This is a genomic window from Oceaniglobus trochenteri, assembly GCF_020529025.1.
Classification (GTDB): Bacteria; Pseudomonadota; Alphaproteobacteria; order Rhodobacterales; family Rhodobacteraceae; genus Oceaniglobus; species Oceaniglobus trochenteri.
The window spans coordinates 46,573-72,321 of sequence record NZ_JACNMM010000017.1; the positions used below are offsets into that span (position 1 = coordinate 46,573).

Below are 25,749 nucleotides of genomic sequence, written 5' to 3' on the forward strand. Positions count from 1 at the left end.
GGTATTCCCCTTCTATTAGGGGGCAAGTATGGCCGGGCAATGCGACACGCGCATTAAACTGCGACATATCACGGAGAACAAGATGACCGTTCGCTGTTCCGAATGCCCGCTGCGGGATCGCAGGATATTCGCGCCTATGACGGCCGAGGAGGTGGCCTTCATGACCCGGTTCAAGGCGGGTGAGCTTTCGGTCGAGGCGGGCACCCAGCTATTAATGGAGGGGGCGAATTCTCCTCAGCTTTTCACGGTCTTGTCGGGTATGGGCGTGCGCTACAAGACCTTGGAGGATGGCCGCCGTCAGGTGCTGAACTTTGTCTTCCCCGGCGATTTCCTGGGGATGCAGGCGGGCATCATGGGCGAGATGAGCCATTCCGTCGACGCCACCACCGATATGTCGTTGTGCGTCTTCAGCCGCAGCGAGGTATGGTCATTGTTCAAGACGCGCCCGGAACGGGCCTTCGATCTGACATGGGTCGCGGCGGTCGAACAGAACTTCCTGGGCGAGGCGCTTTCTGCCGTGGGGCAGATGGACGCCACCCAGCGGATCGCCTGGGCCTTCGTGCGCCTTTTCGGGCGCGGGCAGGCGGTGGGCATGACCGAGGGGCACACCATGCCCCTGCCATTCCGCCAGCAGGACCTGGCCGATTCCCTGGGCCTTTCCCTAGTTCACACGAACAAGACGCTGGCGCGTTTCCGGGAACGGCAGTTGGCAAGCTGGGCCGACGGGCTGTTGTCGATCACCGACATGCGCGCCCTGGCCGAACTGGCCGGGATCGACCACGAGGCGCCGGAGATACGCCCCCTGATCTGACCCCGGGTTCAGGCGTCGCCCTCTACCGGTTCTTCCTGCCGGGCGAAGGGGTCGGGCAGGGGCGCGGGGTTCACGGGCGCGCCCTCTCCGAACATCAGGTATCTGGCGCGGTCCAGCTCGGCGTTCAGGAAACCGCCCAGCAGCACCACGTAGGCGCTGATGTAGAACCACATCAAAAGCGCGATCACGGCACCAAGCGTTCCGTAGATTTCGTTATATTTACCAAAGTTGGCCAGGTAGAACGAAAACCCATAGGACGCCGCCGCCCAGATCAGCATGGCCACCGCGGCACCGGCGGTAAACCAGCGCGGCCGTTGATTGCGGCGGTTCGGACCGAAACGGTAGATCACGCTCAGCCCGAACAGGACGACGGCCAGCGCGATCACCCAGCGCGCCGCCGACAGCGCAAGTTCGGTCAGCGGGCCAAGGGGCAGCAACAGCAGGATGATGGGCGCAATGACGACCGATGCCAGCGCCACCAGCGCGACCCCGATCAGCGACAGCGTCATGCCAAGTGCAACTAGAACCTGCCGGAAACTGGTGCGGTTGCCGACCCGGTAGATTGCATTCAGCCCGCGGATGAGCGAGGCCACCCCCGCCCGCGTCGACCAGAGCGCCGCGAGCATCGAGATGATCGTCGCCCAGCCAAGCGCGCTGCTGCGGGTCGAGATCAGGCGTTGAACCTGAGAATTGAGGATGTCGAAGGCCTGTGCAGGCATGAAATCCTGCAACAGGTCCAACTGGTTCTGCACGATGATCGGGTCCGAAACCACGCCCCACAGCGCAATGATGGCCGCAACCGCGGGGAAAATGGCCAACATGCCATAAAATGCAACCCCGGCCGCGATGAGGCCGAGGTTCAATTCATCCATTCCCCTGAAGACGGATTTACCGGCCCGCCACCAGAGCCTGAAAGTCGGGTGCATTGCTCTCCCTTCGATCTGCGTCAGGCCGTTTGACCACGCGGTCCGGCAAAGAACCAGATAATAAAGCCGATGACGGGCAGGATCAGCACAAGTAGTGCCCAAAGAACCTTGGCCCCGGTCGACGCCCGAGAGTTGATGATCGCAACAAGGGCCCAGATGTCCAGGATGAGGACGACGAGGCCGCCAATTCCTTCAAGCATGATGAATTCCTTTTGATGTTCTGTTGAGGGGGCAACGTCCGTTCGGTTCGGAAAGTTCCCTTGGCCCGCATGACCACAGGGCGAGTCGCCCGGTGATCCATGGCCGGGACGGCGAAATGGCTGGCGCGGAGCGTCGCTTCGGCGGGATGGAAAAATCAGGATAAACAATTAATTTCAATAGGGTGGCATGGGACGCCGCGACTGGAAATGTCGGTGGCTGAGCTTTGAAAAGCAAAACTTGACGAAATTGCAACCGGTTGCAATACTGCCCGCAGAACAGCCGCCAGAGTGGCGGGTGGGGCAGGGGGGGACGCGGTTGGAATTTGCGCTCAATCATATGGCCGCGCCCGCGATGAGCGCCCGTGACCTTCTGTCCATGGCGGCGCGGTTGGGCTGTGTCGGTGTCGAATTCCGCAACGATCTGGCCAGGCCCCTGTTCGACGGTGAGGCCCCCGCCACCATCGGCGCGGCGGCACAATCGGCCGGACAAAAGATCCTGGCCCTGGCCGAGGTGAAGGCCTTCAACGATTTTACCGAACAGACCCGCACCGCCGCCGAGGCGCTGATGCAGGCCGCGGTGGCCTGCGGTGCGGCGACGATCGCGCTGATCCCGCGCAATGACGGTCGGCGTCTTGGAGAAAGCGAAAGGCGTGCCGATCTTGCCTTTGCCCTGAACGAACTTGCGCCGATGCTGGAACGTCACGGGCTGATCGGGCTGATCGAACCGCTGGGGTTTGAAACCTGCAACCTGCGCCACAAGGGCGAAGTGGTTGAGGTGATCGAAAGCCTTGGCCAGGCCGACAGGTTCAGGCTGGTGCATGATACCTTTCACCATCACCTGGCCGGGGGCGGGCCGGTCTTCGCGGCGCAGACGGGTATCGTGCATATCTCGGGGCTTGCCGATCCGGCGCCATCGGTGACGCAGATGCGCGATGGGCACCGGGGCCTTGTGGATGCCCATGACCGGCTGGACAATCTGGGCCAGATCGCCGCGCTGCGGGCCGCGGGATACCACGGCCCCCTGTCGTTCGAGCCTTTCGCCCCCGAATTCCACGCCCTGCCCGACCCCGAAGCGGCGCTTGCACGTTCGATCGCGTTCATCCGGGCCGGGCTGGGTGATGCGGCGGCATGACGGAACAAGGATACACCCCAAAAGGGGGAACCCGGCAGATTGAACGACGTGCGCCGGGCGCGTCACTTGGGAGGAAGACAATGAAAAAGACACTTATGGCCATCGGTCTGAGCGCGATGATGTCGACCACGGCAATCGCGCAGGACATCGGCGTCACCATGGCACGGTTCGACGACAACTTCCTGACCGTGCTGCGCAACGGGATCATGGAATATGCCGGCGAGGTCGGCGCGCAGATCCAGGTGGAAGACGCCACCGACGACGTGGGCAAGCAGTTGAACCAGATCCAGAACTTCATCGCCTCGGGTGTCGATGCGATCATCGTCAATGCCGTCGATACCTCGGCCACCGTTGCCATGTCGAACGCCGCCGCCGAGGCGGGCATCCCCCTGGTTTATGTCAACCGCGAGCCGATCAACGTCGACGACCTGCCCGACAACCAGGCCTTCGTTGCATCAAACGAGATCGAATCCGGCACCCTGGAAGCCTTCGAGATCTGCAAGCTGCTGCGCGCCCAGGGCAAGGCGGGCGGTGCCAATGTCATCGTGCTGATGGGCCAGTTGTCGAACCAGGCGGCGGTGCAGCGCACCAAGGATGTCGAAGACGTGGTGGGCATGGACATGTGCAGCTTCATGACCATCGTTGAAAAGCAGACGGCCGAATGGGACCGGGTGAAGGCCCAGGACCTGATGACCAACTTCATTTCGGGCGGCGTGGAATTCGACGCGGTGATCGCCAATAACGATGAAATGGCCATCGGCGCGATCCAGGGCATGAAAAGCGCCGGCATGGACATGGGCGAAATGCTGGTGGGCGGGGTGGATGCCACCGCCGATGCCCTGGCCGCGATGAAGGCGGGCGATCTTGACGTGACGGTGTTCCAGGATGCCGCCGGGCAGGGCGCGGGCTCTGTCGATACCGCCATCGCCCTGGTGAACGGCGAGGACGTGGATCAGAAGGTCTACATCCCCTTCAAGCTGGTCACGCCCGACAACCTGGATCAGTTCATGGGCGCCAACTGATCGCCACCTGACGAAATCCGCCGCGCCGGGCAATCGGCGCGGCGGCCCAAAACGACATCCAGTACAGGGGAAAACCATGGCCGAGGCAGCCGCAAGCGCCGACATTTTCGGTGGGCGCAAGAAGAAACGACACTGGCCGCCCGAGCTGAACGCGCTGGTGGGCCTGATCGGCATCTGCATCATCTTCGAGGTTCTGGGCTGGTTCCTGCGCGATCAATCCTTCCTGGGCAACACCGTGCGGCTGAAGATCATGATCCTTCAGGTGTCGATCATCGGGATCATCGCCATCGGCGTGACACAGGTAATCGTGCTGGGCGGGATCGACCTGTCGTCAGGATCGGTCGTTGGCGCCACGGCCATGATCGCCATGAGTTTCGCCCAGGTGGGCACCTATGACCGGGCCGTCTTTGCAGAACTCGGCTGGGTCGATCTGCCGGTGATCGTGCCGATCCTCGTCGGTCTCTTGTGCGGAATAGTCGCCGGTCTGATCAACGGCGTGCTGATCGCCTATACCAAGATTCCGCCCTTCATCGCCACCCTGGGCATGATGGTCTCGGCGCGCGGTGTCGCGTCGTGGTGGACGAAGGGCCAGCCGGTCAGCTTCCCGACCGACAGTTTCGCCGCCCTGGGCCAGGGGATGATGCCGGTTTTCCTGTTCCTGGCCATCGCCCTGCTGTTCCACCTGGTGCTGAAATACACGATCTATGGCAAGCACACCTATGCCATCGGGTCCAACGAAGAGGCCGCCCGCATGTCGGGCATCAACGTGGAACGGCACAAGGTGCTGGTCTATGCCATCGCCGGGATGCTGGCCGGCTTCGCCGCGCTGGTGCTGGCGGCGCGGGGGCTGACGGCGCAATCGGGCATGGGGATCATGTACGAACTCGATGCCATTGCCATGGCCGTGATCGGCGGCGTGTCGCTGTCGGGCGGGCGCGGGTCGATCGTCGGCACCACCATCGGGATGCTGATCTTCGGGGTCATCATCTCGGGCTTCACCTTTCTCAGGCTCGACGCCTATTACCAGGACATGATCAAGGGCGCGATCATCGTCGCCGCCGTCGTGGCCGACCAATACCGCCAGCGCCGCCGCGCCATGGAGTCGTGATCATGAGTGACATCATCCTGAAAACCGAAGGTCTGACCAAGCATTACGGCGGCGTGCATGCCCTTGAGGATGCGAATTTCGAGATCCGCAAGGGCGAACACGTCGCTATCATGGGCGACAACGGGGCGGGGAAATCCACCTTCGTGCGCCAGATCACGGCGGTGGAACAACGCACCCGCGGCAAGGTGATCTTTGACGGGGAGGAGGTTGATTTCTCGGGCCCGCTCGACGCCCGCGAGGCGGGGATCGAGACGGTGTTCCAGAACCTCGCCCTGGCAGACGATCTTGACGTCCCGTCCAACCTGTTTCTGGGGCGCGAGTTGCGGCTGTTCAACCTGGGGCCGTTTTCCATCCTGAACAACCGTGCCATGCGCAAGGCCACCGAAGAGGGGCTGAAACGCACGGGCGTGAAAATCCCCAACCTGTCGAATTCCATCCGCAACATGTCGGGCGGGCAGCGCCAATGCGTCGCCATCGCCCGCACCGCCACCTTCGCCAGCAAGCTGACCATCATGGACGAACCCACGGCGGCGCTGGGGGTGCAGGAAACCGCGCAGGTGGAAAACATCATCCGCACCCTGAAGGAATCGGGCGAAAGCCTGATCATCGTCAGCCACAACATGCGGCAGGTCTTCGATCTCGTGGACCGGATCGTGGTGTTCCGACGGGGGCGGATCGTGGCCAACCTGAAACGCGAAGAAACCGATGGACAGGACGTGGTCGCCTATATTACCGGAGCCAAGACCGGCGCCGAATATGAAGGCGCTGCATAGAAAGGCCGGAACGATGACAGTCAGATTTGCGATACTGGGTGCCGGGCGCATCGGTCAGGTGCATGCGGGTGCCATCGCCTCGGTTCCCGGTGCCACACTGGTGGCGGTGGCCGACCCGATGGAGGCTGCGGCAAACCACATCCGCGACACATTCGGCGCCGAGGTGCGCAGCATCGACGCGATCGAAGGCGCAAACGACATCGACGCCGTGGTGATCTGCACCCCCACCGACACCCACGCCGACCTGATCGAACGCTTCGTGACGGCGGGCAAGGCGGTGTTCTGTGAAAAGCCGGTCGATCTGTCACTGGCCCGGGTCAAGGCCTGCCTGAAACACGTCGAGGCGGCAAAGGGCACCCTGATGGTGGGCTTCCAGCGCCGGTTCGATCCGGATTTCAACGCCCTGAAGGCCGAAATCGACCGCGGTCGCATCGGGCCGGTGGAGATGGTGACCCTCACCAGCCGCGATCCCGGCCCGCCGCCGGTGGATTATATCAAGCGGTCGGGCGGCATTTTCCGCGACATGACGATTCACGATTTCGACGTGGCGCGCTGGCTTCTGGGTGAAGAGGTAAGCCATGTCATGGCCGCTGCGTCAAACCTGGTGGACCCCGAGATCGGGCAGGCCGGCGATTTCGACAGCGCCAACGTGATCCTGACCACCGCGAGCGGGAAGCAATGCACCATCACCAACACCCGCCGCGCCAGTTATGGCTATGACCAGCGGATCGAAGTGCATGGCGCCTCGGGCAGCGTTTCGGCCGAGAACACCCATACCGCGCGGATCGAGATTGCCGACGCGAACGGCTATCACCGCCCGCCGCTTCTGAACTTCTTCATGTCGCGCTATACCGCCGCCTATGCCGCCGAAATCGCCGCCTTCGTCGATTGCGTCAGCAACGCCACGACGCCCCCCACAACGGGCCACGACGGAATGATGGCCCTGGCCCTGGCCGATGCCGCGCTTCTGTCGGTGGCCGAAGGGCGGCGCGTGGCCCTGTCGGAGCTGATCTGATGTTCAACTTCGACCATCCCTTCTATCGCCCGCTCTGGCGGCGCATCGTCATTGTCGGGGTCTGTTTCGGCTGGGCCCTGTTTGAACTGTGGCAGGGCGCGCCCTTCTGGGCCGTGATCTTTGCCGGTCTTGGGGCGCTCTGTGCCTATCACTTCTTCCTGGTTCCCCGGAACGACTAGGCCATGGCGATCACGCTGAAAGATGTGGCCGAACGGGCGGGGGTGTCGCGCTCGGCGGTGTCGCGCACCTTTACCGAGGGCGCCTCGGTCAGCGAGAAGACACGCCAGAAGGTGAAACAGGCGGCCGAGGAATTGGGATACAGCCCCAATGCCCTTGCCTCGTCGCTGACCACCGGGCGGACCAAGCTGATCGGACTGGTCAGCAACAACTTCCACAACCCGATCTTCCTTGAGGTGTTCGATCTGTTCACCCGCGGGCTTCAGGACCGGGGGTTGCGCCCGTTGCTGGTGAACCTCTCGGATGAACGCGACCCCGACGATTCTCTGGTGCTTCTGCGCCAGTATTCCGTTGACGGGGTGATCGTGGCCTCATCCACCCTGCCGCCCAGCTTTGCCCGGGCCTTTCGCGATGCCGGGGTGCCGGTGGTGCATTCCTTCGGGCGCCACGCCAGCACGCCCGAGGTGCACGTGGTGGGCATCGACAACATCGAATGCGGGCGCATGGCCGCGCGCACGCTGGTGGCGCGGGGCCATCGGCGCGTGGCCTTCATGGGCGGACCGGAAACCGCCACCTCGACCCAGGATCGCCTGCGCGGTTTCGTCGATGAACTGGCCGGTCACCCCGACGTGGCGACGACCATCAGCTTCGCCGCCGACTATTCCTTCGATGCCGGGCGGGCGGAAATGACGCGCCTTTTGCGCAATGCCCCGGCCGAGGCCTATTTCTGCGGCGACGACGTGCTGTCGATCGGCGCGCTCAGCGCGATTCAGTCGGCGGGGCTGGCCTGCCCGGGGGATATCGGGATCATCGGGTTGAACGACATGGAAATGGCGCGCTGGGAAAACATCAACCTGACAACCATCCGCCAGCCGATCGAACAGATCATCGCCTCGTCCATCGAACTGGTTGTCGCCATGCTGACCGAGCCCGAGCGTTTCCCCGAAGCGCGGCTTTTTCCCTGCCACATCATCGAACGGGGCACCCTGCGCCCGATCCGCCAGCCGGCCTAGCGGACCGCGCGCGCGGCCAGCCAGCCCTGCCAGGCGCGGGCGCTGCCGGCAAAGGCGTTCAGATCGACCTCCCCCTCGATCCCCTGCGCCAGCCCGGTCGAGGTGTATTGCCAGAAGCTCCAGCGCGCGCCGGGATAGACCTTGGAGGGATGCCCGGCCACCGAACGCAGCCAGACCTCTTCGCCCAGGGCCGCGATGTCGTTGCGGTCCCAGAAATCCGGGGTCGTATAGATCACGGGCCGTTGGCCGTAATGGCGGGTGACGATGTCGATGAAGATCCGCGCCTCGCGCCGCACCACCGCCGGATCGGGGCGCAGGCGGCAGGTGGGCGAACGGTGGTTCCATTCCAGGTCCAGCACCGGGGGCAGGCTGCCGGCCTGGCGCGGGACATTGGCGATGAACCAGCGGGCCTGCACGGCGGCGGGGGTGCAGAAATAGAAGAAATGATAGGCCCCCGGCACCACACCGGCCTGGCGCGCGCCCTCCCAGTAATCGCGGAACTTCGGGTCGATCACATCGCCGCCCTCGGTCGCCTTCAGCCAGGCGAAGTTCACACCCCCCTGGCGGGCGCGCGGCCAGTCGATGTTGCCCTGCCAGCGCGAAGCGTCAATGCCGTGAACGGCGTGGGAATTCGGGCTGGGGCCGTCCCATGGATGCGGGTCGGCGTCCTGGAATTGCGGGCGGATCGCAGCGGGAAAGCCCGAGCCGGCGGTGGGTGGCGCGCTGCGCGGGCCGCCGCAGGCCAGAAGGGTGAAACCGAGAACGAGGAACAGGAAAATACGCATGGCCCAGTCATACCGCGCCTGCGCTTCGCAACCTAGCACCGCTTCGCACCGAAGGCGGAGAGCCGCCGGTCAGTGAAAGCGCGCGGGCGATAGGGCAGCGACGGTTTCAGGGGCCAAGCCGGGCTTTGTGCCGTTCACCAGGGCGCCAAGCAGCCCTGCCGCCGCCGGGGCCGTCTGAAACCCGTAGCCGCCCTGACCGGCCAGCCAGAACAGGCCCGCAACCCCTGGGTCGGCGCCAATCACCAGGGCGCGGTCGGGGGCGAAGGTGCGCAGCCCGGCCCAGCTGTGTTCGATCCGGGTGACGGGTTCGCTGACCATCTCTTCGTAGCGGTACAGCCCCTCGGCCAGCACCATGTCGTCGGCCCATGCATCCTGCGGCGGCACCGGGTGCTGTTCCGAGGGCGAGATCAGCCAGCGCCCGGCATCGGGCTTGGCGTACCAGCTTTCCTCGACTCCATCGACGAAGGGCCAATGGGTCACGTCATGGCCGCCCGGAGCGGCGATCACCGCCATCGACCGGCGATAGGGTTGCAGGCCAAGAGGCGCGGCTCCGGCCATCTGCGCCACGCCGTCGGCCCATGCTCCCGCGGCGTTGATCAGGATGTCGGCCTGCGCCTCGCCCCCGGGCCAGCGCAGGTGCCATTGCCCCCCGGCACGTACGATCCGGTCAACCCGCGCGCCGGTGACGATATCGGCCCCGTTCTTCAGGGCCACCTTGCGATAGCCCTGGATCAGAAGGTCGGTGTCCAAGTCAAAGACATCGGGGCGATACCCGGCATGGGCCACGGTCGCGGGGTTCAGGATCGGGAACATCTGCCGGGCTTCGTCAAGGCCCAGATGCTCCATCCCGAACGAGGCGGTTTCAGCCTCGAAGGCGGCGCGCTGATCTGCGCGGGCCAGCATCATCACCCCGCGCTGGCGCAGGCATCCGGTATCGCGCAGATGCGCGGCGCTGGCCCGGTTCAGTGCGCGCACGATGTCGTTGCCGTAGTTTTCCAGGAACATCGCGGCCGACCGCCCCGAGGCGTGATAGGCCAGATGCTCCTCGGCCTCTATCAGCGTGACATGGGCGTTCTCTGACAGGACCGCCGCGGCCGAGACCCCGGCGATGCCGCCGCCGATGATGACGATGTCGCTCATGCCTCCTCAAGCCGGTCGGTGGCCGGAGGCGGGGTGGGCGAAAGCGCCGAGATACGGGCGTAAAGCGCATCGTCCATCTGATATGTCAGCGCGTCGAGCGAGGGTTGCAGCTGTTCCTCGGTGCGGGCGCTGATGATCGGGGCGGTGACGCCGGGGTGGCGGGCGGCCCAGGCCACGGCCAGTGTCGCGGGATCGACGCCAAGGTCGCGCCCCAGATCGGCAAGGGCCACCGCCGTTTCGCGCATCCAGCCCTGGCCATAGCGCTTGTTGTACATCTCGACCTCGTCCAGCCGCCCGCCCTGGCCCCTGGCGTATTTGCCGGTCAGAAGGCCGCCGCCAAGGGGTGAATAGGGCACGGCGGCGATGCCTTCGGCCTGCGCCATGGGCAAGATCTCGACCTCGGCCTGGCGTTTCACCAGGTTGTACATCGGCTGGATCATCGCGATCCGCGTGCCCAGCCGCGCCGCCACGGCCTGGGCTTTCATCACCTGCCAGGCCGAGAAGTTGGACACGCCGATATGGGTGAACTTTCCATCCTGTTGCAGCCCGGCGAGGGTTTCGAAGGTTTCCTCAAGCGGCGTGTCGTCGTCGAACCGGTGCAGGTAGAGGATATCGACACGCTCCATCCCCAGCCGCCCAAGCGACTGCGCGAAGGTGTCGGTGATGTTGGCGCGCCCCGATCCGCCCTCGTATCCCGCCTTGGTGGCAATGATCACGCTGTCGCGTTCGGGCGCGGCGAAGCGGCCCAGCAGGCGTTCGGATTCGCCGCCGTTGTAGGCATAGGCGGTGTCGAAGAAATTGATGCCCGCCGCGCGGCAGGCGTCATACATGGCGTGCGACCGGGTTTCATCGGCCTTGCCGCCAAACTGCATGGCGCCAAAACAGAAACGGGACATCGGGGTGCCATCGGGGCTGGTGATCTGCTGTGTCATGGCGCGACGGTGCCACGGGGGGCGGGGCCGGGCAAGGGGACAACTGCCTCAGGCGTCGCAGGAGAGGATCAGGATCGGGGTCAGGCCCTTTTCGATCCGCCGCCCGTTGACGAAGGCGGCCATTTCCAGCGTGTCGGTCAGGATATCCGGCGCGCGCCGTTTCAGATCGTCCGTGTTTGTCAGGTGCAACGTGACCGGCCCTCCGGCGGCGACCGTGCCATCGTCGTCGAGCCATGTCATGCAGTCGATCCAGGCGTCCCGATTGTGACCGTACCAGTCGGGAAACCCGAAGGCGTCGGCGAAGACCGCATGGAATGATGGCCAATCGGTGATGCCTGTACAGTCTATCGCTACCGCTTTGCCCATGTCGTGTCCTGACGTGCGCCCCGAGCGATCAGGGCGCACGCGTGGATTACAAGATCAGTTCGGGATCTCGCCGGTCAGCCCTTCGACGTAGAAGTTCATCCCTGCCAGGGTGCCGTCGTCGGCGGTTTCGCCCTCGGCCAGCCAGTCACTGCCGTCCTGCTTCTTCAGCGGGCCGGTGAAGGGATGATAGCTGCCGTCGGCGATGGAATCCTTCAGCGCAAGCGCCTCTTCCTTGACGTCTGCGGGAACGGCGTCGGTGATGTCACCGATACCGACCATGCCGGCGCCGATGCCATCCCAGGTGTTGTCGCTTTCCCAGGTGCCGTCCAGGACAGCCTGGGTGCGGGCGATGTAATAGGGTGCCCAGTTGTCGATGATCGAGCTGACCCGCGGCTTGGGCGCGTATTCGGCCATGTCCGAGGCCTGGCCAAAGGTGATCACGTCGCCAGCGGCCTGCGCTGCGGCTTGCGGTGCGGTGGAATCGGTGTGTTGCAGGATCACGTCATTGCCCTGTTCGATCAGCGCCTTGGCGGCGTCCGCCTCTTTCGCGGGGTCGAACCAGGTATAGGCCCAGATGACGTTGAACTGGACATCGGGGTTGGCCTTCTTGGCGTGGATGAAGGCGCTGTTGATACCGCGGATCACCTCGGGGATCGGGAAGGACGCGATATAGCCGACCTTGTTGGTCTTGGTCATCTTGCCGGCGATATGCCCCTGGATGGCGCGGCCTTCGTAAAAGCGGGCCGAATAGACGCCCACGTTGTCGGCGGTCTTGTAGCCGGTGGCGTGCTCGAACTTCACATCGGGGAACTTGGCGGCGACGTTGATGGTCGGGTCCATGTAGCCGAAGGAGGTGGAGAAGATCAGCTTGGCGCCCGAGAGGGCCATCTGGGTCATGACACGTTCGGCATCGGCGCCTTCGGGCACGTTTTCCTGGAAGACGGTTTCGACCTTGTCGCCGAAGTGTTCGATGAGCTTCAGGCGGGCCTGATCGTGTTCATAGGTCCAGCCGCCATCTCCCACCGGGCCGACATAGACAAAGCCCACCTTCAGCGGCTTGTCCTGCGCGAAGGCGCCCGTGGCCAGCGCGGCCAATGCGGCCGTTGCGCCCAAAAGTGTTCTGCGTTTCATTTCGTGTTCCCCCTGTGAACGCGACCCCCGGTATGGGGGCCAATGGTTAATTTGCCCCTAAGACGAGGCATGGAAAATCCGGCCCAGCATCGCGGGTGCCGACCCCGCCGCGCCCCTCTGGCGGGCGGACATGACGACAAGTACGGCGATCGTTATCAGATAGGGCGACATCGACAAGACCTCGACCGGCACGGGCAACCCGGCCGCCTGAAGGTTCAGCTGCAATACGGTGATGCCGCCGAAAAGATAGGCGCCCAGCAAAACCCGCCCGGCACGCCAGCTGGCAAAGACGACGATCGCCAGCGCGATCCAGCCCGCGCCGGCGGTCATGCCGTCGGTCCACTGCGGTACGCGGATCAGGCTGATATAGGCCCCGCCCAGCCCGGCACAGGCGCCCCCGAAGGCGATGGCCAGAAGGCGGATGGGCACGACACGATAGCCAAGCGCATGTGCGGCGTCGTGGCTTTCGCCCACCGCCCGCAGGATCAGGCCGCCACGGGTGAATTTCAGGAAGGCCCAGACACAGGCCACGAGGGCAAGGGCGAAATAGACCATCCAGTCATGGTTGAACAGGATGCGCCCCAGCACCGGAATATCGCTGAGCGGGCCCATGTCGATCCGCGTGGTGGCCGGGGGCTTGATCCCCCGGTAGGCCTGGCCGACCATCGCGGAAACACCCAGCCCGAACAGCGTGAGCGCAAGGCCCGTCGCCACCTGGTTGCTGAGCAGATACTGCGTGAGCAGCCCGAAGATCAGCGCCATGGCGGCCCCGCCAAGGGCGGCCAGGGCAAAGCCCAGAACCGGGCTGCCGGATTCCACCGCAACGGCGAAACCGCAGATGGCACCGGTGATCATCATCCCCTCGACCCCGAGGTTCAGCACGCCGGATTTCTCGACCACCAGCTCGCCGATGGCGGCCAGGATGATCGGGGTGGCCGCCACCATCAGCGAGGCAATGAGAAGGACGGGATCAATCGCGCCGAGATTCATGTGATGGCACCCTTGCCGATACGAAAGCGGTAATTGGTAAGAACGTCGACGGCCAGAAGGAAGAACAGCAGCATTCCCTGGAACGCCTGGATCGAGGCACTGGGCAGGCCCAGCATGAACTGCGCCAGTTCGCCGCCGATATAGGTCAGCGCCATCAGCAAGCCGGCCAGCAGGATGCCGACAGGATGCAGCCGCCCCAGAAAGGCGACGATGATCGCGGTAAAGCCATAGCCGACGTTGAAGTCGATGCTGATCTGCCCGGCGGGGCCCGAAACCTCGAACAGGCCGGCCGCGCCTGCCAGGGCGCCCGAGATGCCAAGGCACAGCAGGATCAGCCGCGTCGGATTGACCCCGGCGAAGCGGGCGGCGCGGGGGCTTTGGCCCGCAAGGCGGATGTGGAACCCGGTCATGTGCCGGTTCAACAGGACATAGGCGAAGATCACGGCGATGAAGGCGGCCACGACGCCCCAGTGCATGCCGGTGCCCGGGATCAGCTCGAGGTTGGCGGCAGATGGATATTGCTGCAAGTTGCGGCTGCCCGGAAAACCACCGCCCTCGGGGTTGCGCAACGCGCCAAGCGCCATCGAGGCCAGAAGCTGTTCGGCCACGTAGACCAGCAACAGCGAGACGAGGATTTCATTTGTGTTGAACCTGGTGCGCAGAACGCCCGGTATCATCGCCCAGGCCCAGCCGCCCAGGGCGCCTGCCAGCACCATCAGCGGAAAGATGATCCAGCTTTCCATCGGGTAGAAGGCCAGCCCCACCGCCGCGCCGCAAATGGCCCCGATGATGTATTGCCCCTCGGCGCCGATGTTCCACACCCCGGCCCGAAACCCCAGGGCAAGCCCGGTGGCGATCAGGATCAGCGGCCCGGCCTTGACCAGAAGCTGGGGGCGCGAATAGGCGGCGAACTGCGGGTCGAACAGCGGGTCCCAGAAGATCGTGCGGATGGCGGCGACGGGATCCTTGCCCAGCAGCGCGAACATGATGCCCCCGGCAATCATCGTCAGGACCACCGCGAGAATCGGGGTGGCGGCTGTCCAGAACCGCGAGGGTTCGGGGCGTTTCTCCAACCGGATCATCGGGTCGCCTCCGTGGTGCCGAAAGAGCTTTCAATGCCTCCGGCGGGGATATTTGAGGACCAAGGATGGTGGGGTTCAATGGGCGACATGGGCCACCTCCATGTCGTGGGCGCCGCCCAGCATCAGGCCGATCTCCTCGACGCTCAGCCCTTCGGCAGGGCGGGCGGGGGACAGGCGGCCTTCGTTCATGGCGCAGAACCGGTCCGAGACCTCCATCAACTCGTCAAGGTCCTGGCTGATGACGATCACCGCCGCACCCTTCGCCGCGAGGTCAAGCAGGGCCTGGCGGATCGCCGCCGCCGCGCTGGCATCGACGCCCCAGGTGGGTTGGTTCACCACCAGAACGCCCGGGTCCTGCAGGATTTCGCGACCGATGACGAATTTCTGAAGGTTGCCCCCCGACAGCGAGCGCGCCGCATGGCCGGGGCCGGGGGTGCGCACGTCGAAGCGTTCGATCACGGTCTGGGCAAAGCGTCGCGCCGCCGCCCAGTTCAGGAACCCCCGGTGCGCCAGGTGCTTGCGCTGCGAGGCGGTCAGCATGGCGTTTTCGGTCAGGCTCATGTCGGGGGCGGCGGCATGGCCCAGCCGTTCTTCGGGGGCGGACAGAAGGCCCAGGGCCCGCCGCGCATTGGGCCCCAGGTGGCCGATGGGCGCGCCGTTCAGCGTGACGGCATCCCGCGCCGTGGGGGCTTCGCCCGACAGCGCGGCCAGAAGCTCATCCTGGCCGTTGCCGGCAACCCCGCCGATGCCCAGAACCTCGCCCGCGCGCAGATCGAGGGTGATGTCCTTGAGCGAGGTGCCGAAGGCATGGGGCGCGGCCATCGACAGCCCCTTCACCGTCAGCACGGTATCGCCCACCTCGGTGCCCTCGCGGCTGGGGGCATGCAGGGTCTGGCCCACCATCAGTTCGGCCAGTTCACTGGCGGATTTTTCGGCCGGCGTGCAATTGGCCACCACCTTGCCCAGCCGCAGCACCGTGGCCCCGTCGCAAAGCGCGCGGATTTCCTCGAGCTTGTGGGAGATATAGAGGATCGCCGTCCCCTCGGCGGAAAGCTGGCGCAGGGTGCGGAACAGGATATCCACCTCCTGGGGGGTGAGAACGCTGGTCGGTTCGTCCATGATCAGCAGCTTGGGGTCCTGCAACAGGCAGCGGATGATCTCGATCCGCTGGCGTTCGCCCGCGCTCAGCTCGCCCACCCGGCGGGTCGGGTCCAGCGGCAGGCCATAGGCCTCGCTCACCTCGCGGATGCGGGCCGAAAGGGTGCGGCGGGGGGGCGGATTGTCCATGCCAAGGCTGATGTTCTCGGCCACGTCCAGCGCATCGAACAGCGAGAAATGCTGAAACACCATCGCCACCCCGGCAGCGCGCGCCGCGTTGGGGTTCACCGGCGCATAGGGCGTGCCGCGCAGGGACATGGTGCCGCTGTCGGGGCGCACCAGGCCATAGATCATCTTGACCAGCGTGGATTTCCCGGCGCCGTTCTCGCCCAGCAGCGCATGAACCTTTCCGGCGTGCAGATCGAACCCCACATCGGAATTGGCCACGACGCCCGGATAGGCCTTGGTCAATCCCTCGATCCGCAAGAGCGGTGCCGTTTCGTTCACGCGTTTCCCCCCGCTGTCGTGAATGCCACCCAGCCCGACAGTAACGACACCGTGATGTCGACTGCAATGGCCTGATTTGATTTTGCAATCCGGGGTTGCACCCCCGGTGCCATGCCGAACCTCAAGCCTGCACCCGCTGCACGGCGCGCAGCACCTGTTCGGCGGTCGCCGGGGCGTGCAGGTCGGGATAGCTTTCGCCGCAGGCCGCCACCGCCTGGCTGAGCGCAAGAAAGGCCGATATGCCCAGCATCAAGGGCGGCTCGCCCACCGCCTTCGACCGATAGACGGTGTCGGCGCGGTTCGCCGCATCCCAGAGCGCGACGATGAAAACATCGGGCCGGTCCGAACAGGCCGGGATCTTGTAGGTGCTGGGGGCATGGGTGCGCAGCCGCCCCTTGTCGTCCCAGACCAGTTCCTCGGTCGTCAGCCAGCCGGCGCCCTGCACATAGCCGCCCTCGATCTGGCCGATGTCCAGCGCCGGGTTCAGCGATGCACCGGCATCGTGCAGCAGGTCTGCCCGCAGGATGCGGTTCTCGCCGGTCAACGTGTCGATCACCACCTCGGTGACAGCAGCACCATAGGCGAAATAGTAAAACGGCCGCCCCCGCCCGGCGATCCTGTCCCAGCTGATGTCGGGCGTGGCATAGAACCCGGTCGACGACAGCGAAACCCGGTTCTGGTAACAGAGGGCCGCGGCCTCGGCGAAGCCATAGCGCGCATCCGCCACCCGAACCTCGCCGCCGGAAAAGACAACCGATGCCGGGTCGGCCTGATGCAGACCGGCCAGAAGATCGGCCATCCGGTCGCGGATCGTGTCGCAGGCCGCCTGTACCGCCATGCCGTTCAGATCGCTCCCCGATGACGCCGCCGTGGCGCTGGTGTTGGGCACCTTGCCCGTGTCCGTTGCGGTGATCTTCACCGCGCCGACATCCACCCCGAACCGCGCCGCCGCCACCTGCGCCACCTTCTGGAACAGGCCCTGTCCCATTTCGGTGCCGCCATGGTTCATGTGGATCGAACCGTCCTGGTAGACATGCACCAGGGCACCTGCCTGGTTCAGGTGGGTCAGGGTGAAGGAAATGCCGAACTTGACCGGCGTCAGGGCAATTCCACGCTTCAGAACCGGGTTGTCGCGGTTCCAGGCCGCAACGGCTGCGCAGCGCGCCTCGTAGTCCGAGCTTTCCACCAGCCGGTCCACCATCTCGTGCAGGATGAAATCGGTGACCGGCATGTGATAGGGCGTGGTCTGCCCCCCGCCCGATGCGGCAGCCACATCGCCCTCGGCCGACACCTGGGCGCCCGCCCCGCGCGAGGTCAGGTCCTCCTGCGGCTCTTCCGCCATCTTTGGTCTCAAAATATCCTCGGGGGGGAGGCCGGAGGCCGGGGGGGCAGACAGCCCCCCATCCCCGCTCGCCGCAGGCGCGGACGCATAGAAATTCAGCCGTCGCACCGCCAGCGGGTCGCGCCCCACCGCATGGGCCAGGTGGTCCAGAACCCTCTCGATCCCCACCATTCCCTGCGGGCCGCCGAACCCGCGGAAGGCGGTGGCGCTCTGGGTATTGGTCTTCAGGCGGTGGCTTTCGATCCGCACATGGTTCAGCAGATAGGCATTATCGGCGTGCAGCATGGCACGGTCGGCCACCGGCAGCGACAGATCCTGCGCCCAGCCGCAGCGGGCGTACTGGATGAACTCCAGCCCCAGGATGCGGCCCTCGGCGTCATGGCCCACGCGATAGGAAATGCGGAAATCATGCCGCTTGCCGGTGATCACCATATCGTCGTCGCGGTCATAGCGCATCTTGCAGGGCCGCCCGGTGGCCCGGGCCGCCACGGCGCAGATCACCGCCAGGGCGTTGCCCTGGCTTTCCTTGCCGCCGAAGCCGCCGCCCATGCGGCGGGTCTCGACGCGGACCGCATGCATCGGCAGGCCAAGCGCCTCGGCCACCTTGTGCTGGATCTCGGTCGGGTGCTGGGTCGAAGAATGGACGGTCATGTCGCCGCCCTCCTGGGGCAGCGCCAGCGCGGCCTGTCCTTCCAGATAGAAGTGTTCCTGACCGCCGATCTCGATCCGGCCTTCCAGAACCAGGGGCGCCCCGGCGATGGCGCTGTCGCAATCGCCCTTGGAATAGATGCGCGGGCCGTCCTCGAAGCGGCTGTCGGCGGCGAGTGCGGCGTCGATGCTCAGGATCGCGGGGCGTTCGTCGTAGGCGATCTTGCCCAGGGCCGCGGCCCGGCGCGCCGCCAGGTGGCTGGTGGCGATCACGGCGAAGATCGGTTGCCCGACATAATGCACGCTACCATCGGCCAGCAGCGGTTCGTCATGGACCGAGGGCGAGACATCGTTGGCAAAGGGCAGATCGCCGGCCGTCAGCACGGCGACGACGCCGGGGGCGGCGCGCACGGCGTCAAGATCCATTGCGGTGATCGCGCCGTGGGCCACCGTCGCGGTGCCGAAGGCGACATGCAGGCAATCGGCTGGAACCGGGATGTCATCGACATAGCGGGCGCTGCCCGTCACATGCAGGCGGGCCGCGTCGTGGGGCAGGGCGCGGGCGGCCGGATCGGGAGAGCGTTCGTCCTTCATGCCCGAACCTCCAGCACGCGGGTGGCGGCGCCCAGATCCTCGAGCAGATAGCGGGTCAGCAGGCCGCGCGCGGCATCCAGCCGATAGGCAGCGCTGGCGCGCATGTCGCTGAGCGGTGTGAAATCCGTCGCCCAGGCATCCCAGGCACCGGCCACCGCCTCGGCCCCCCAGGGTTGACCGGTCAGAGCCTGCTCGACCGCGCGGGCGCGCTTCGGGGTGCCGGCCATGCCGCCGAAGGCGATCCGCGCCTCGACGACCTGGCCATCGGCGATGCGCAGGTTGAAGCAGCCGCAAAGCGCGCTGATGTCCTGATCGAAACGCTTGGATATCTTGTAGCATTTCAGCCGGTCGTCCTGGCGCGGGATGCTTACCGCCTCGACGAATTCACCGGGGGCGCGGTCCTGCTTGCCGTAGTCGATGAAGAAATCCTCGAGCGGAAGATCGCGCCTTTCGTCGCCGCGCCGCAGATGCAGGGTAGCCCCCAGCGCGATCAGCGCGGGTGGGCCGTCACCGATGGGCGAGCCGTTGGCAATGTTGCCACCCAGGGTTGCCGCGTTGCGCACCTGCACGCTGCCATAGCGGCGGATCATCTCGGCCAGGTCGGGGTGATGGTCGGCCATGGCGGGAAGAAGCGCGCTGAGGGTGGTGCCGGCGCCGATGCGGATGGCGGTATCCGTTACCTCGATCCCGCGCAGATCGGCGATGCCGCCCAGAAAGGCGGTCTGCCCCAGGTCGCGCATGCCCTTGGTGACCCAAAGGCCCACGTCGGTGGCCCCCGCGATCAGCGTGGCGTCGGGGTGATCGACATACCAGCGCGCGAATTCATCGGTGGTGGCGGGTTGGAACGGGGCAGGGGGGCTGTCTGCCCCCCGCGGCTCTGCCGCTCCCCCCGAGGATATTTCGGGACCAAAGATGGGCGGGGCCAGCCATTCGGGAACGGGGGCGCCCTCGGCGGCGCGGGCGGCGCGCACGATGGGCGCATATCCGGTGCAGCGGCAGAGGTTGCCTGCCAGTTGATCGTCGTGGTCGGTGCGTCCGTTCAGGTGGGCGGTGGCCATGGAGACGATGAAGCCCGGCGTGCAGAAACCGCATTGCGCGCCGTGGTGGTCGATCATTGCCTGCTGCACCGGATGCAATTCGCCGTTGGGGCCTGAAATGCCTTCTACGGTGCGCACCGCCTTGCCCGCCAGTTGCGGCAGGAAGAGGATGCAGGCGTTCAGCGCGCGGTGGCCGCCCTCATCGCTGACCATCACGGTGCAGGCGCCGCAATCGCCTTCGTTGCAGCCTTCCTTGGTGCCGGTGAGGCGGCGGTTTTCGCGCAGCCAGTCCAGCAGGGTACGGGTGGGTGGTTCGTCGCGCACCTGAACGGTTTCCCCGTTCAGAAGAAACGTGATGCTCATTCGGACTGTTCCGCCACCTTCTTTTCGTTCGGGCCATCGCGCCCCCACCCGATGCGGCGTAAAGCGGCAGGCGCGGCCCTTTGACACAGTCAAACGCGGAACGCGTCGCAAAGCAAGGGGGAAGGACGGCGCCCTGTCGCGGTCAGTTCATCGTGATGACGCCACAGGCCAGGCGCCCACCCGCGCCCGCCTCGGGGCCATAGCTGTCGGGGTTCTCGTGCAGGATGATCGCCGCGCCGTCATCGTCGAAGAGGGAGCTGTCGGCCCCCGGGTCGAGCGAGACGGTGTCGGTGAGGATGTCGGCGCGGGCGGTGCCATCTTCGGCGGCGAAGACATTGGGCAGGTCCCCGGCGTGGCGGCCTGACGCGTTCAGGATGCCGTGTTCGGCCCCGGCGGGGTTGTAGTGGTCGCCGGCCGCGTCGAAGCCGGGGGAGCAGCTGCCGGTTTCGTGGATGTGAAAGCCATGGCCGCCGGGGGCGACGCCTTTCAGGTCGGCCTCGATCAGCACGCCGTGGGGTGTCTGGGTCAGGCTGACCTGGCCCATGTCGGTGCCGTCGGGCCCCTGCATCGTGGCGGTGGCATCTGCGGCCAGGGCGCCCGACGCCATGAGGAGCGCGGCTGTCGTCATCAGGGGCAGTTTCATGGGGTATCCCTTTTCATCGCTGGAGGTGACTTGGTGACGTAGGGTCAATGCGCCGGTTCCTGCCGGGGTTCCGCCGCGGGCCCGAGGGGGCGCAATTTCGCTTTTGGTTTGCCGCGCCTTGGGCTAGCACCTGAGGGATGATCAATCCCGGATTCATCCACCTTCGTCTGCACACCGAGTATTCCCTGCTGGAAGGCGCCATGCGGCTGAAGAAGCTGCCGGGCCTTTGTGCCGCAGGCGGAATGCCCGCCGTGGCCGTGACCGACACCAACAACATGTTCGCGGCGCTGGAATTTTCCGTCGCCGCCGTCGATGCGGGGGTGCAGCCGATCATCGGTTGCCAGGTCGACCTGGCCTTTGATCCGCCCGCTCCGGGCGAAAGGGCGCGCCCTCCGGCGGCCATCGTTCTGCTGGCCCAGGACGAGGCGGGCTATGGCAACCTGATGAAGCTGAACAGCGCGCTGTACCTCGACAAGCACGGCGCCCTGCCCGAAGTCACGCTGGAAGAGCTGGAGCGGCATTCGGGCGGCCTGATCTGTCTGAGCGGCGGGCCGGACGGACCGGTGGGCCGCTTCCTGCAGGCAGGCCAGCGCGCCAAGGCCGAGGCGATGATGCAGCGCCTGGCCGCGATCTATCCGAACCGGCTTTATGTCGAGTTGCAGCGCCACCCCGGCGAGGATGGCCGCCCCCCCGAGCCCGAGCGCCTGACCGAGCGGGGGCATGTGGAAATGGCCTATGCGATGGACCTGCCGCTGGTGGCCACCAATGATGTCTATTTCCCCAAGGCCGAGATGTACGAGGCCCACGATGCGCTGATCTGCATCAGTGAGGGCGCCTATGTCGATCAGCAGGAGCCGCGCCGCCGCCTGACGCCGCAGCATTATTTCAAGTCGCCCGCCGAGATGGCCGCGCTCTTTGCCGATCTGCCCGAGGCCACGGCCAATACCGTCGAGATCGCCCGCCGCTGCGCCTATCGGGCCGAACGCCGCGCGCCGATCCTGCCGCGCTTTGCCGAGAACGAGGTGCAGGAATTGCGCCGCCAGGCCCAGGAGGGGCTGGTGGAGCGGCTGAAGGTGATCCCCCACGCCGCCCCGGTCGAGGAATACGAAAAGCGGCTGGAGTTCGAGCTGGGCATCATCGAGGGCATGGGCTTTCCGGGCTATTTCCTGATCGTGGCCGATTTCATCAAGTGGGCCAAGGATCACGACATTCCGGTGGGCCCCGGGCGCGGTTCGGGTGCGGGTTCGCTGGTGGCCTATGCGCTGACCATCACCGACCTCGATCCGCTGCGCTATTCCCTTCTGTTCGAACGGTTCCTGAACCCCGAACGTGTGTCGATGCCCGACTTCGACATCGACTTCTGCATGGATCGCCGGGAAGAGGTGATCCGCTATGTTCAGGAGAAATACGGCCGCGACAAGGTGGGCCAGATCATCACCTTCGGCGCGCTGCTGTCCAAGGCGGCGGTGCGCGACGTGGGGCGGGTCTTGCAGATGCCCTATGGCCAGGTGGACCGCCTAAGCAAGATGATCCCGGTGGAAGGGGTGAAGCCTGTCAGCATCGAAAAGGCTCTGGCGGATGAGCCGCGCCTGCGCGAGATGGCACGCGACGAAGAGGTGGTGGCGCGGCTGCTGGAATACGGTCAGCAGGTCGAGGGGCTGTTGCGCAATGCCTCGACCCATGCCGCCGGGGTGGTGATCGGCGACCGGCCGCTGGACGAGCTGGTGCCGCTCTACCAGGACCCGCGCTCGGACATGCCGGCGACCCAGTTCAACATGAAATGGGTGGAACAGGCCGGACTGGTGAAGTTCGACTTTCTTGGCCTGAAGACGCTGACCGTGGTGCAGAATGCCGTCGATCTGATCCTGGGGGGCGGGCGGCCGCTGCATGTCTCGGCGGACGGGCGCGAATTGTACCAGCCGCCCGAGGGGGGCGAGAACGACATCAACCTGATCCCGCTGGACGACAAGGCCAGCTATGATCTTTACGCCAGCGCCAAGACGGTGGCGGTGTTCCAGGTGGAATCCAGCGGTATGATGGATGCCCTGCGCCGCATGAAGCCGACCTGCATCGAGGATATCGTCGCGCTGGTGGCCCTGTACCGGCCCGGCCCGATGGAGAACATCCCAACCTATTGCGAGGTGAAGAACGGTCAGAAGGAACGCGCGTCGATCCACCCGTCGATTGACGGGATCCTTGAGGAAACCCAGGGCATCATCGTGTATCAGGAACAGGTGATGGAGATTGCCCAGGTCATGGCCGGGTATTCCCTCGGCGGCGCCGATCTGCTGCGCCGTGCCATGGGCAAGAAGATCGCCGCCGAAATGGCCAAGGAACGCCCCAAGTTCGAAGCGGGCGCCAAGGCCAACGGGGTGGACAAGAAGAAGGCGACCGAGGTTTTCGACCTTCTGGAGAAATTCGCCAACTACGGGTTCAACAAGTCGCACGCCGCCGCCTATGCGGTGGTGTCGTATCAGACCGCATGGCTCAAGGCGAACCACCCGGTGGAATTCATGGCCGGGGTCATGAACTGCGATATCCACCTGACCGACAAGCTGGCCGTCTATGCCGAGGAGGTGCGGCGGGGGCTGAAGATCGGGATCGTGCCGCCCTGCGTCAACCGCTCGCAGGCGTCCTTCACGGTGAAGGATGGCAAGGTCGTCTATGCGCTGGGCGCGCTGAAGAACGTCGGGCTTGAGGCGATGAAGCTGATCACCGAGGCGCGCAAGGTGGATGGCGTGGACAAGCCCTTTGCGACGCTGTTCGATCTGGCGCGCCGGGCCGATCTGAAACGCGTGGGCAAGCGGCCGATGGAGATGCTGGCCCGCGCCGGCGCCTTCGACGAGCTGGACCCGAACCGCCGCCGGGTATTCGATTCGCTCGACGCGCTGGTGAACTATTCCGCCGCGATCCACGAACAGAAGAACAGCAACCAGGTGTCGCTGTTCGGCGAGGCGGGTGACGATCTGCCCGAACCGCGCCTGTCACGGGCGGCCGACTGGCTGCCTGCCGAAAAGCTGGCCGAGGAACACAAGGCCATCGGTTTCTACCTGTCGGGGCATCCGCTGGACGACTACATGGCGGCGCTGAAACGCAAGAAGGTGACGACGCTGGCCGATCTGTCGGTCGAGGTCGCCAACAAGGGCGCGCGGATCGCCAAGCTGGCCGGCTCGGTCGCCGCGCGGCAGGAGCGCAAGTCGGCCAAGGGCAACCGCTTTGCCTTCGTGCAGATGTCGGACCCGACCGGGCTCTACGAGGTCACGCTGTTTTCGGACACGCTGGAGAAATGCCGCGATCATCTTGAGCCGGGAATGAACGTGGTGGTGACCGTCGAGGCGACCTATGAATCCGAACAGTTGAAGCTGCTGGGCCGGTCCGTCGCGCCCATCGACACGGCGGTGGCCGATGCGGGGGGTGCGGGCCTGCGCGTTTTCGTGGACGAGGAAGAGGCGATCGCCGCCGTTGCCTCGGTTCTGCAACGGGCGATGGCCGATCAGAAGATCCGCGCCCGTGGCCCCGTGCAGCTGTGCCTGCGCCATCCCGACCTGCCCGGCGAGGTCGAAGTGTCGCTGGGGGCCGATTTCCCGGTGACGCCGCAGATCAAGAGTGCGATCAAGTCGCTGGGCGGCGTGGAAACGGTTGAGGATCTTTGATGCTGGTGCATGTTCGGACAGCCCTTCTGGCCTTGATTTCGGCCTTTGCCCTGAGTGCATGCGGGGGCCTGCCCTTTGCGCCAAAGGATGCGCCGGTGCAGGGCCTTGCGGCCGAGCAGGCGGGGCTGGACGCCGACGGTATGCCCCTTGCGCCGGACGAGGGCGCGGCGCCCGAGGCGCGGCCCGATGGTGCCACGGGTGAGGCCGAAACCGGCGACACGGAGACGGCGCCGGAGCAAACCGCTGCCGTGGAACCGGAGCCACAAGGGTTTTTCGGTCGCCTGTTCGGAGGCGGGCGGGCAGGTGCGCAGGGCGGGGCCGCGACCGGGCTGTTCGGTGCGGCCAACGCCGCACCCGGCCCCGGTGCGCTGGCCCCCGAAGTGGCGAAGAACACTGTGGTGCCCTTTGGCGAGGTGGCCACGGTCTGTGGGCTGTCGAAAGGCGATCTTGGCGATGCGGTGGCCCAGTCGCCGGCCGAGGGGCGGGCGCGCTGGCAGTTGCACGATCCGATCCCGGCCTCGACCGGGCCGCGCACCCAGTATGTCACCGGGTTCCGCGACCGCTGTGCGCGGCAGGTGACCGGCGCGCTGGTCCTGTTCGGTTCTGCCGACGTGCATGAGGCCACCCGGTACGACAGCGCCAACACCCGGCCCTATTCGGCCACCGACACCGCCTATGAGAAGGTGAAATCGCGCCTCTGCGGTGTGCGCCCGAACGTGCCATGCCCGGCCGACCGGTTGGAGCGCCTGAACAGCGAGGTGAGCTTTGTCACGGTTTACCCGCAGTTCGGCGCCACGTCGGAATGGTTCGAACTGTTGCTGGTCGACGGGCAACTGGGCGCCAGCGCGATGAGCGGGCAGTAGCGCGACGGGGGTGACGCGCGGCTGCGCCGACGCCCCACCCGCCGTCCCGCAATCACCAGTGCGGCGGGCGTTGATCGCCCAGCGGCACACTGCCGCCTTCGGAAAGCTCGCGCTCGGCTTCGCGTTGCATCACCATGGCCAGCCGACGCTCGAGCCGTTCGATCCGCCCCTGCTGATCGGCGACGATGTCGGACAGGTCGTCAGCCACCCGCGTCAGGTGGGCGATCCGTTCCTCAAGCTGGTGTTGTGCGTCATCCATGGCCGCAGCCATAGCACCGCGCCGGTGGGATGATCCAGCCCCGACCGCGCACCGCGTCGGGGCGGCCTGTTCCCCGGAACGACCCGCGACCTTGCCCCCGTGGCCACCTTGGGCTAGACGCTGGCGCGAAACGCACCTG

Annotated in this window: 24 protein-coding genes; 10 read left to right on the top strand and 14 right to left on the bottom strand. The window is 65.7% G+C overall.

Annotated features, from left to right (window positions below; all coding sequences use genetic code 11):
- Window positions 1-82 precede the first annotated feature (82 nt).
- A complete protein-coding gene (locus H7828_RS20750) occupies window positions 83-811 on the top strand; it encodes a Crp/Fnr family transcriptional regulator (protein ID WP_226782986.1) in 729 nt (242 codons plus the stop codon).
- A gap of 8 nt (window positions 812-819) precedes the next feature.
- On the opposite strand, the gene H7828_RS20755 is transcribed toward H7828_RS20750, so the two are convergent.
- Together H7828_RS20755 and H7828_RS20760 are read right to left on the bottom strand one after the other, a co-directional pair.
- Window positions 820-1,737 carry a YihY/virulence factor BrkB family protein gene (locus H7828_RS20755; protein ID WP_226782987.1) on the bottom strand — a complete coding sequence of 306 codons (918 nt, stop codon included), beginning with the start codon at window positions 1,735-1,737 and terminating at the stop codon, window positions 820-822.
- Between the two features lie 20 nt (window positions 1,738-1,757).
- Complete coding sequence (locus tag H7828_RS20760; protein WP_226782988.1) at window positions 1,758-1,937, bottom strand: PLDc N-terminal domain-containing protein; 180 nt, start codon at window positions 1,935-1,937, stop codon at window positions 1,758-1,760.
- Window positions 1,938-2,289: 352 nt separating this feature from the next.
- Between H7828_RS20760 and H7828_RS20765 the strand changes: the two genes are divergently transcribed.
- The 7 genes from H7828_RS20765 to H7828_RS20795 all read left to right on the top strand — a co-directional run bounded on the left by H7828_RS20765 (window position 2,290) and on the right by H7828_RS20795 (window position 8,177).
- Window positions 2,290-3,069, top strand: a complete 780-nt coding sequence (locus H7828_RS20765) for a TIM barrel protein (RefSeq protein ID WP_226782989.1) — start codon at window positions 2,290-2,292, stop codon at window positions 3,067-3,069.
- Window positions 3,070-3,149: 80 nt separating this feature from the next.
- On the top strand, window positions 3,150-4,091 hold the full coding sequence (locus tag H7828_RS20770) for a sugar ABC transporter substrate-binding protein (RefSeq protein ID WP_226782990.1): 942 nt from the start codon (window positions 3,150-3,152) through the stop codon (window positions 4,089-4,091).
- Window positions 4,092-4,167: 76 nt separating this feature from the next.
- Window positions 4,168-5,199, top strand: coding sequence for an ABC transporter permease (locus tag H7828_RS20775; RefSeq protein ID WP_226782991.1), 1,032 nt, complete (start codon window positions 4,168-4,170; stop codon window positions 5,197-5,199).
- Window positions 5,200-5,201: 2 nt separating this feature from the next.
- Window positions 5,202-5,972, top strand: coding sequence for an ATP-binding cassette domain-containing protein (locus H7828_RS20780; RefSeq protein WP_226782992.1), 771 nt, complete (start codon window positions 5,202-5,204; stop codon window positions 5,970-5,972).
- 13 nt (window positions 5,973-5,985) lie between these two features.
- A complete protein-coding gene (gene iolG / locus H7828_RS20785; RefSeq protein WP_226782993.1) occupies window positions 5,986-6,987 on the top strand; it encodes an inositol 2-dehydrogenase in 1,002 nt (333 codons plus the stop codon).
- Window positions 6,987-7,166 (top strand): DUF4175 domain-containing protein, encoded by a 180-nt coding sequence (locus H7828_RS20790; RefSeq protein WP_226782994.1) that lies wholly within the window; start codon window positions 6,987-6,989, stop codon window positions 7,164-7,166. Before iolG ends, H7828_RS20790 begins: the two co-directional genes overlap by 1 nt.
- A gap of 3 nt (window positions 7,167-7,169) precedes the next feature.
- Window positions 7,170-8,177, top strand: a complete 1,008-nt coding sequence (locus H7828_RS20795; protein WP_226782995.1) for a LacI family DNA-binding transcriptional regulator — start codon at window positions 7,170-7,172, stop codon at window positions 8,175-8,177.
- Here H7828_RS20795 and H7828_RS20800 read toward each other — a convergent pair.
- The 11 genes from H7828_RS20800 to H7828_RS20850 form a co-directional block, all read right to left on the bottom strand.
- Window positions 8,174-8,962 (bottom strand): glycoside hydrolase family 25 protein, encoded by a 789-nt coding sequence (locus H7828_RS20800; RefSeq protein WP_226782996.1) that lies wholly within the window; start codon window positions 8,960-8,962, stop codon window positions 8,174-8,176. The two genes, H7828_RS20795 and H7828_RS20800, sit on opposite strands and share 4 nt — an antisense overlap.
- A gap of 69 nt (window positions 8,963-9,031) precedes the next feature.
- Window positions 9,032-10,102, bottom strand: coding sequence for an NAD(P)/FAD-dependent oxidoreductase (locus H7828_RS20805; RefSeq protein WP_226782997.1), 1,071 nt, complete (start codon window positions 10,100-10,102; stop codon window positions 9,032-9,034).
- A complete protein-coding gene (locus H7828_RS20810; RefSeq protein ID WP_226782998.1) occupies window positions 10,099-11,034 on the bottom strand; it encodes an aldo/keto reductase in 936 nt (311 codons plus the stop codon). The genes H7828_RS20805 and H7828_RS20810 overlap by 4 nt, the downstream gene beginning before the upstream one ends.
- 48 nt (window positions 11,035-11,082) lie before the next feature.
- On the bottom strand, window positions 11,083-11,400 hold the full coding sequence (locus H7828_RS20815; protein ID WP_226782999.1) for a barstar family protein: 318 nt from the start codon (window positions 11,398-11,400) through the stop codon (window positions 11,083-11,085).
- 54 nt (window positions 11,401-11,454) lie between these two features.
- Window positions 11,455-12,531: a BMP family ABC transporter substrate-binding protein gene (locus tag H7828_RS20820; RefSeq protein WP_226783000.1), complete on the bottom strand. Its 1,077-nt coding sequence runs from the start codon at window positions 12,529-12,531 to the stop codon at window positions 11,455-11,457.
- Between the two features lie 57 nt (window positions 12,532-12,588).
- A complete protein-coding gene (locus tag H7828_RS20825) occupies window positions 12,589-13,521 on the bottom strand; it encodes an ABC transporter permease (protein ID WP_226783001.1) in 933 nt (310 codons plus the stop codon).
- Window positions 13,518-14,603 (bottom strand): ABC transporter permease, encoded by a 1,086-nt coding sequence (locus H7828_RS20830; protein ID WP_226783002.1) that lies wholly within the window; start codon window positions 14,601-14,603, stop codon window positions 13,518-13,520. The genes H7828_RS20825 and H7828_RS20830 overlap by 4 nt, the downstream gene beginning before the upstream one ends.
- 75 nt (window positions 14,604-14,678) lie before the next feature.
- Window positions 14,679-16,208: an ABC transporter ATP-binding protein gene (locus H7828_RS20835; RefSeq protein WP_226783003.1), complete on the bottom strand. Its 1,530-nt coding sequence runs from the start codon at window positions 16,206-16,208 to the stop codon at window positions 14,679-14,681.
- A 121-nt stretch (window positions 16,209-16,329) separates the two neighbouring features.
- Entirely contained in the window at window positions 16,330-18,792 is a 2,463-nt protein-coding gene (gene xdhB / locus H7828_RS20840) for a xanthine dehydrogenase molybdopterin binding subunit (RefSeq protein WP_226783004.1), read from the bottom strand.
- Window positions 18,789-20,192, bottom strand: coding sequence for a xanthine dehydrogenase small subunit (gene xdhA / locus H7828_RS20845; RefSeq protein WP_226783005.1), 1,404 nt, complete (start codon window positions 20,190-20,192; stop codon window positions 18,789-18,791). Before xdhA ends, xdhB begins: the two co-directional genes overlap by 4 nt.
- A 142-nt stretch (window positions 20,193-20,334) precedes the next feature.
- Entirely contained in the window at window positions 20,335-20,835 is a 501-nt protein-coding gene (locus H7828_RS20850; protein WP_226783006.1) for a superoxide dismutase family protein, read from the bottom strand.
- 137 nt (window positions 20,836-20,972) lie between these two features.
- On the opposite strand from H7828_RS20850, the gene dnaE reads away from it, so the two are divergent.
- Window positions 20,973-24,488 (top strand): DNA polymerase III subunit alpha, encoded by a 3,516-nt coding sequence (gene dnaE / locus H7828_RS20855; protein ID WP_226783007.1) that lies wholly within the window; start codon window positions 20,973-20,975, stop codon window positions 24,486-24,488.
- The gene (locus H7828_RS20860) at window positions 24,488-25,351 is read left to right on the top strand and encodes a hypothetical protein (protein ID WP_226783008.1); all 864 of its coding nucleotides are present in this window, start codon (window positions 24,488-24,490) and stop codon (window positions 25,349-25,351) included. The genes dnaE and H7828_RS20860 overlap by 1 nt, the downstream gene beginning before the upstream one ends.
- A gap of 52 nt (window positions 25,352-25,403) precedes the next feature.
- Here the strand turns inward: H7828_RS20860 and H7828_RS20865 are convergent, their stop codons facing one another.
- Window positions 25,404-25,610, bottom strand: a complete 207-nt coding sequence (locus tag H7828_RS20865) for a SlyX family protein (protein ID WP_226783009.1) — start codon at window positions 25,608-25,610, stop codon at window positions 25,404-25,406.
- Window positions 25,611-25,749 lie beyond the last annotated feature (139 nt).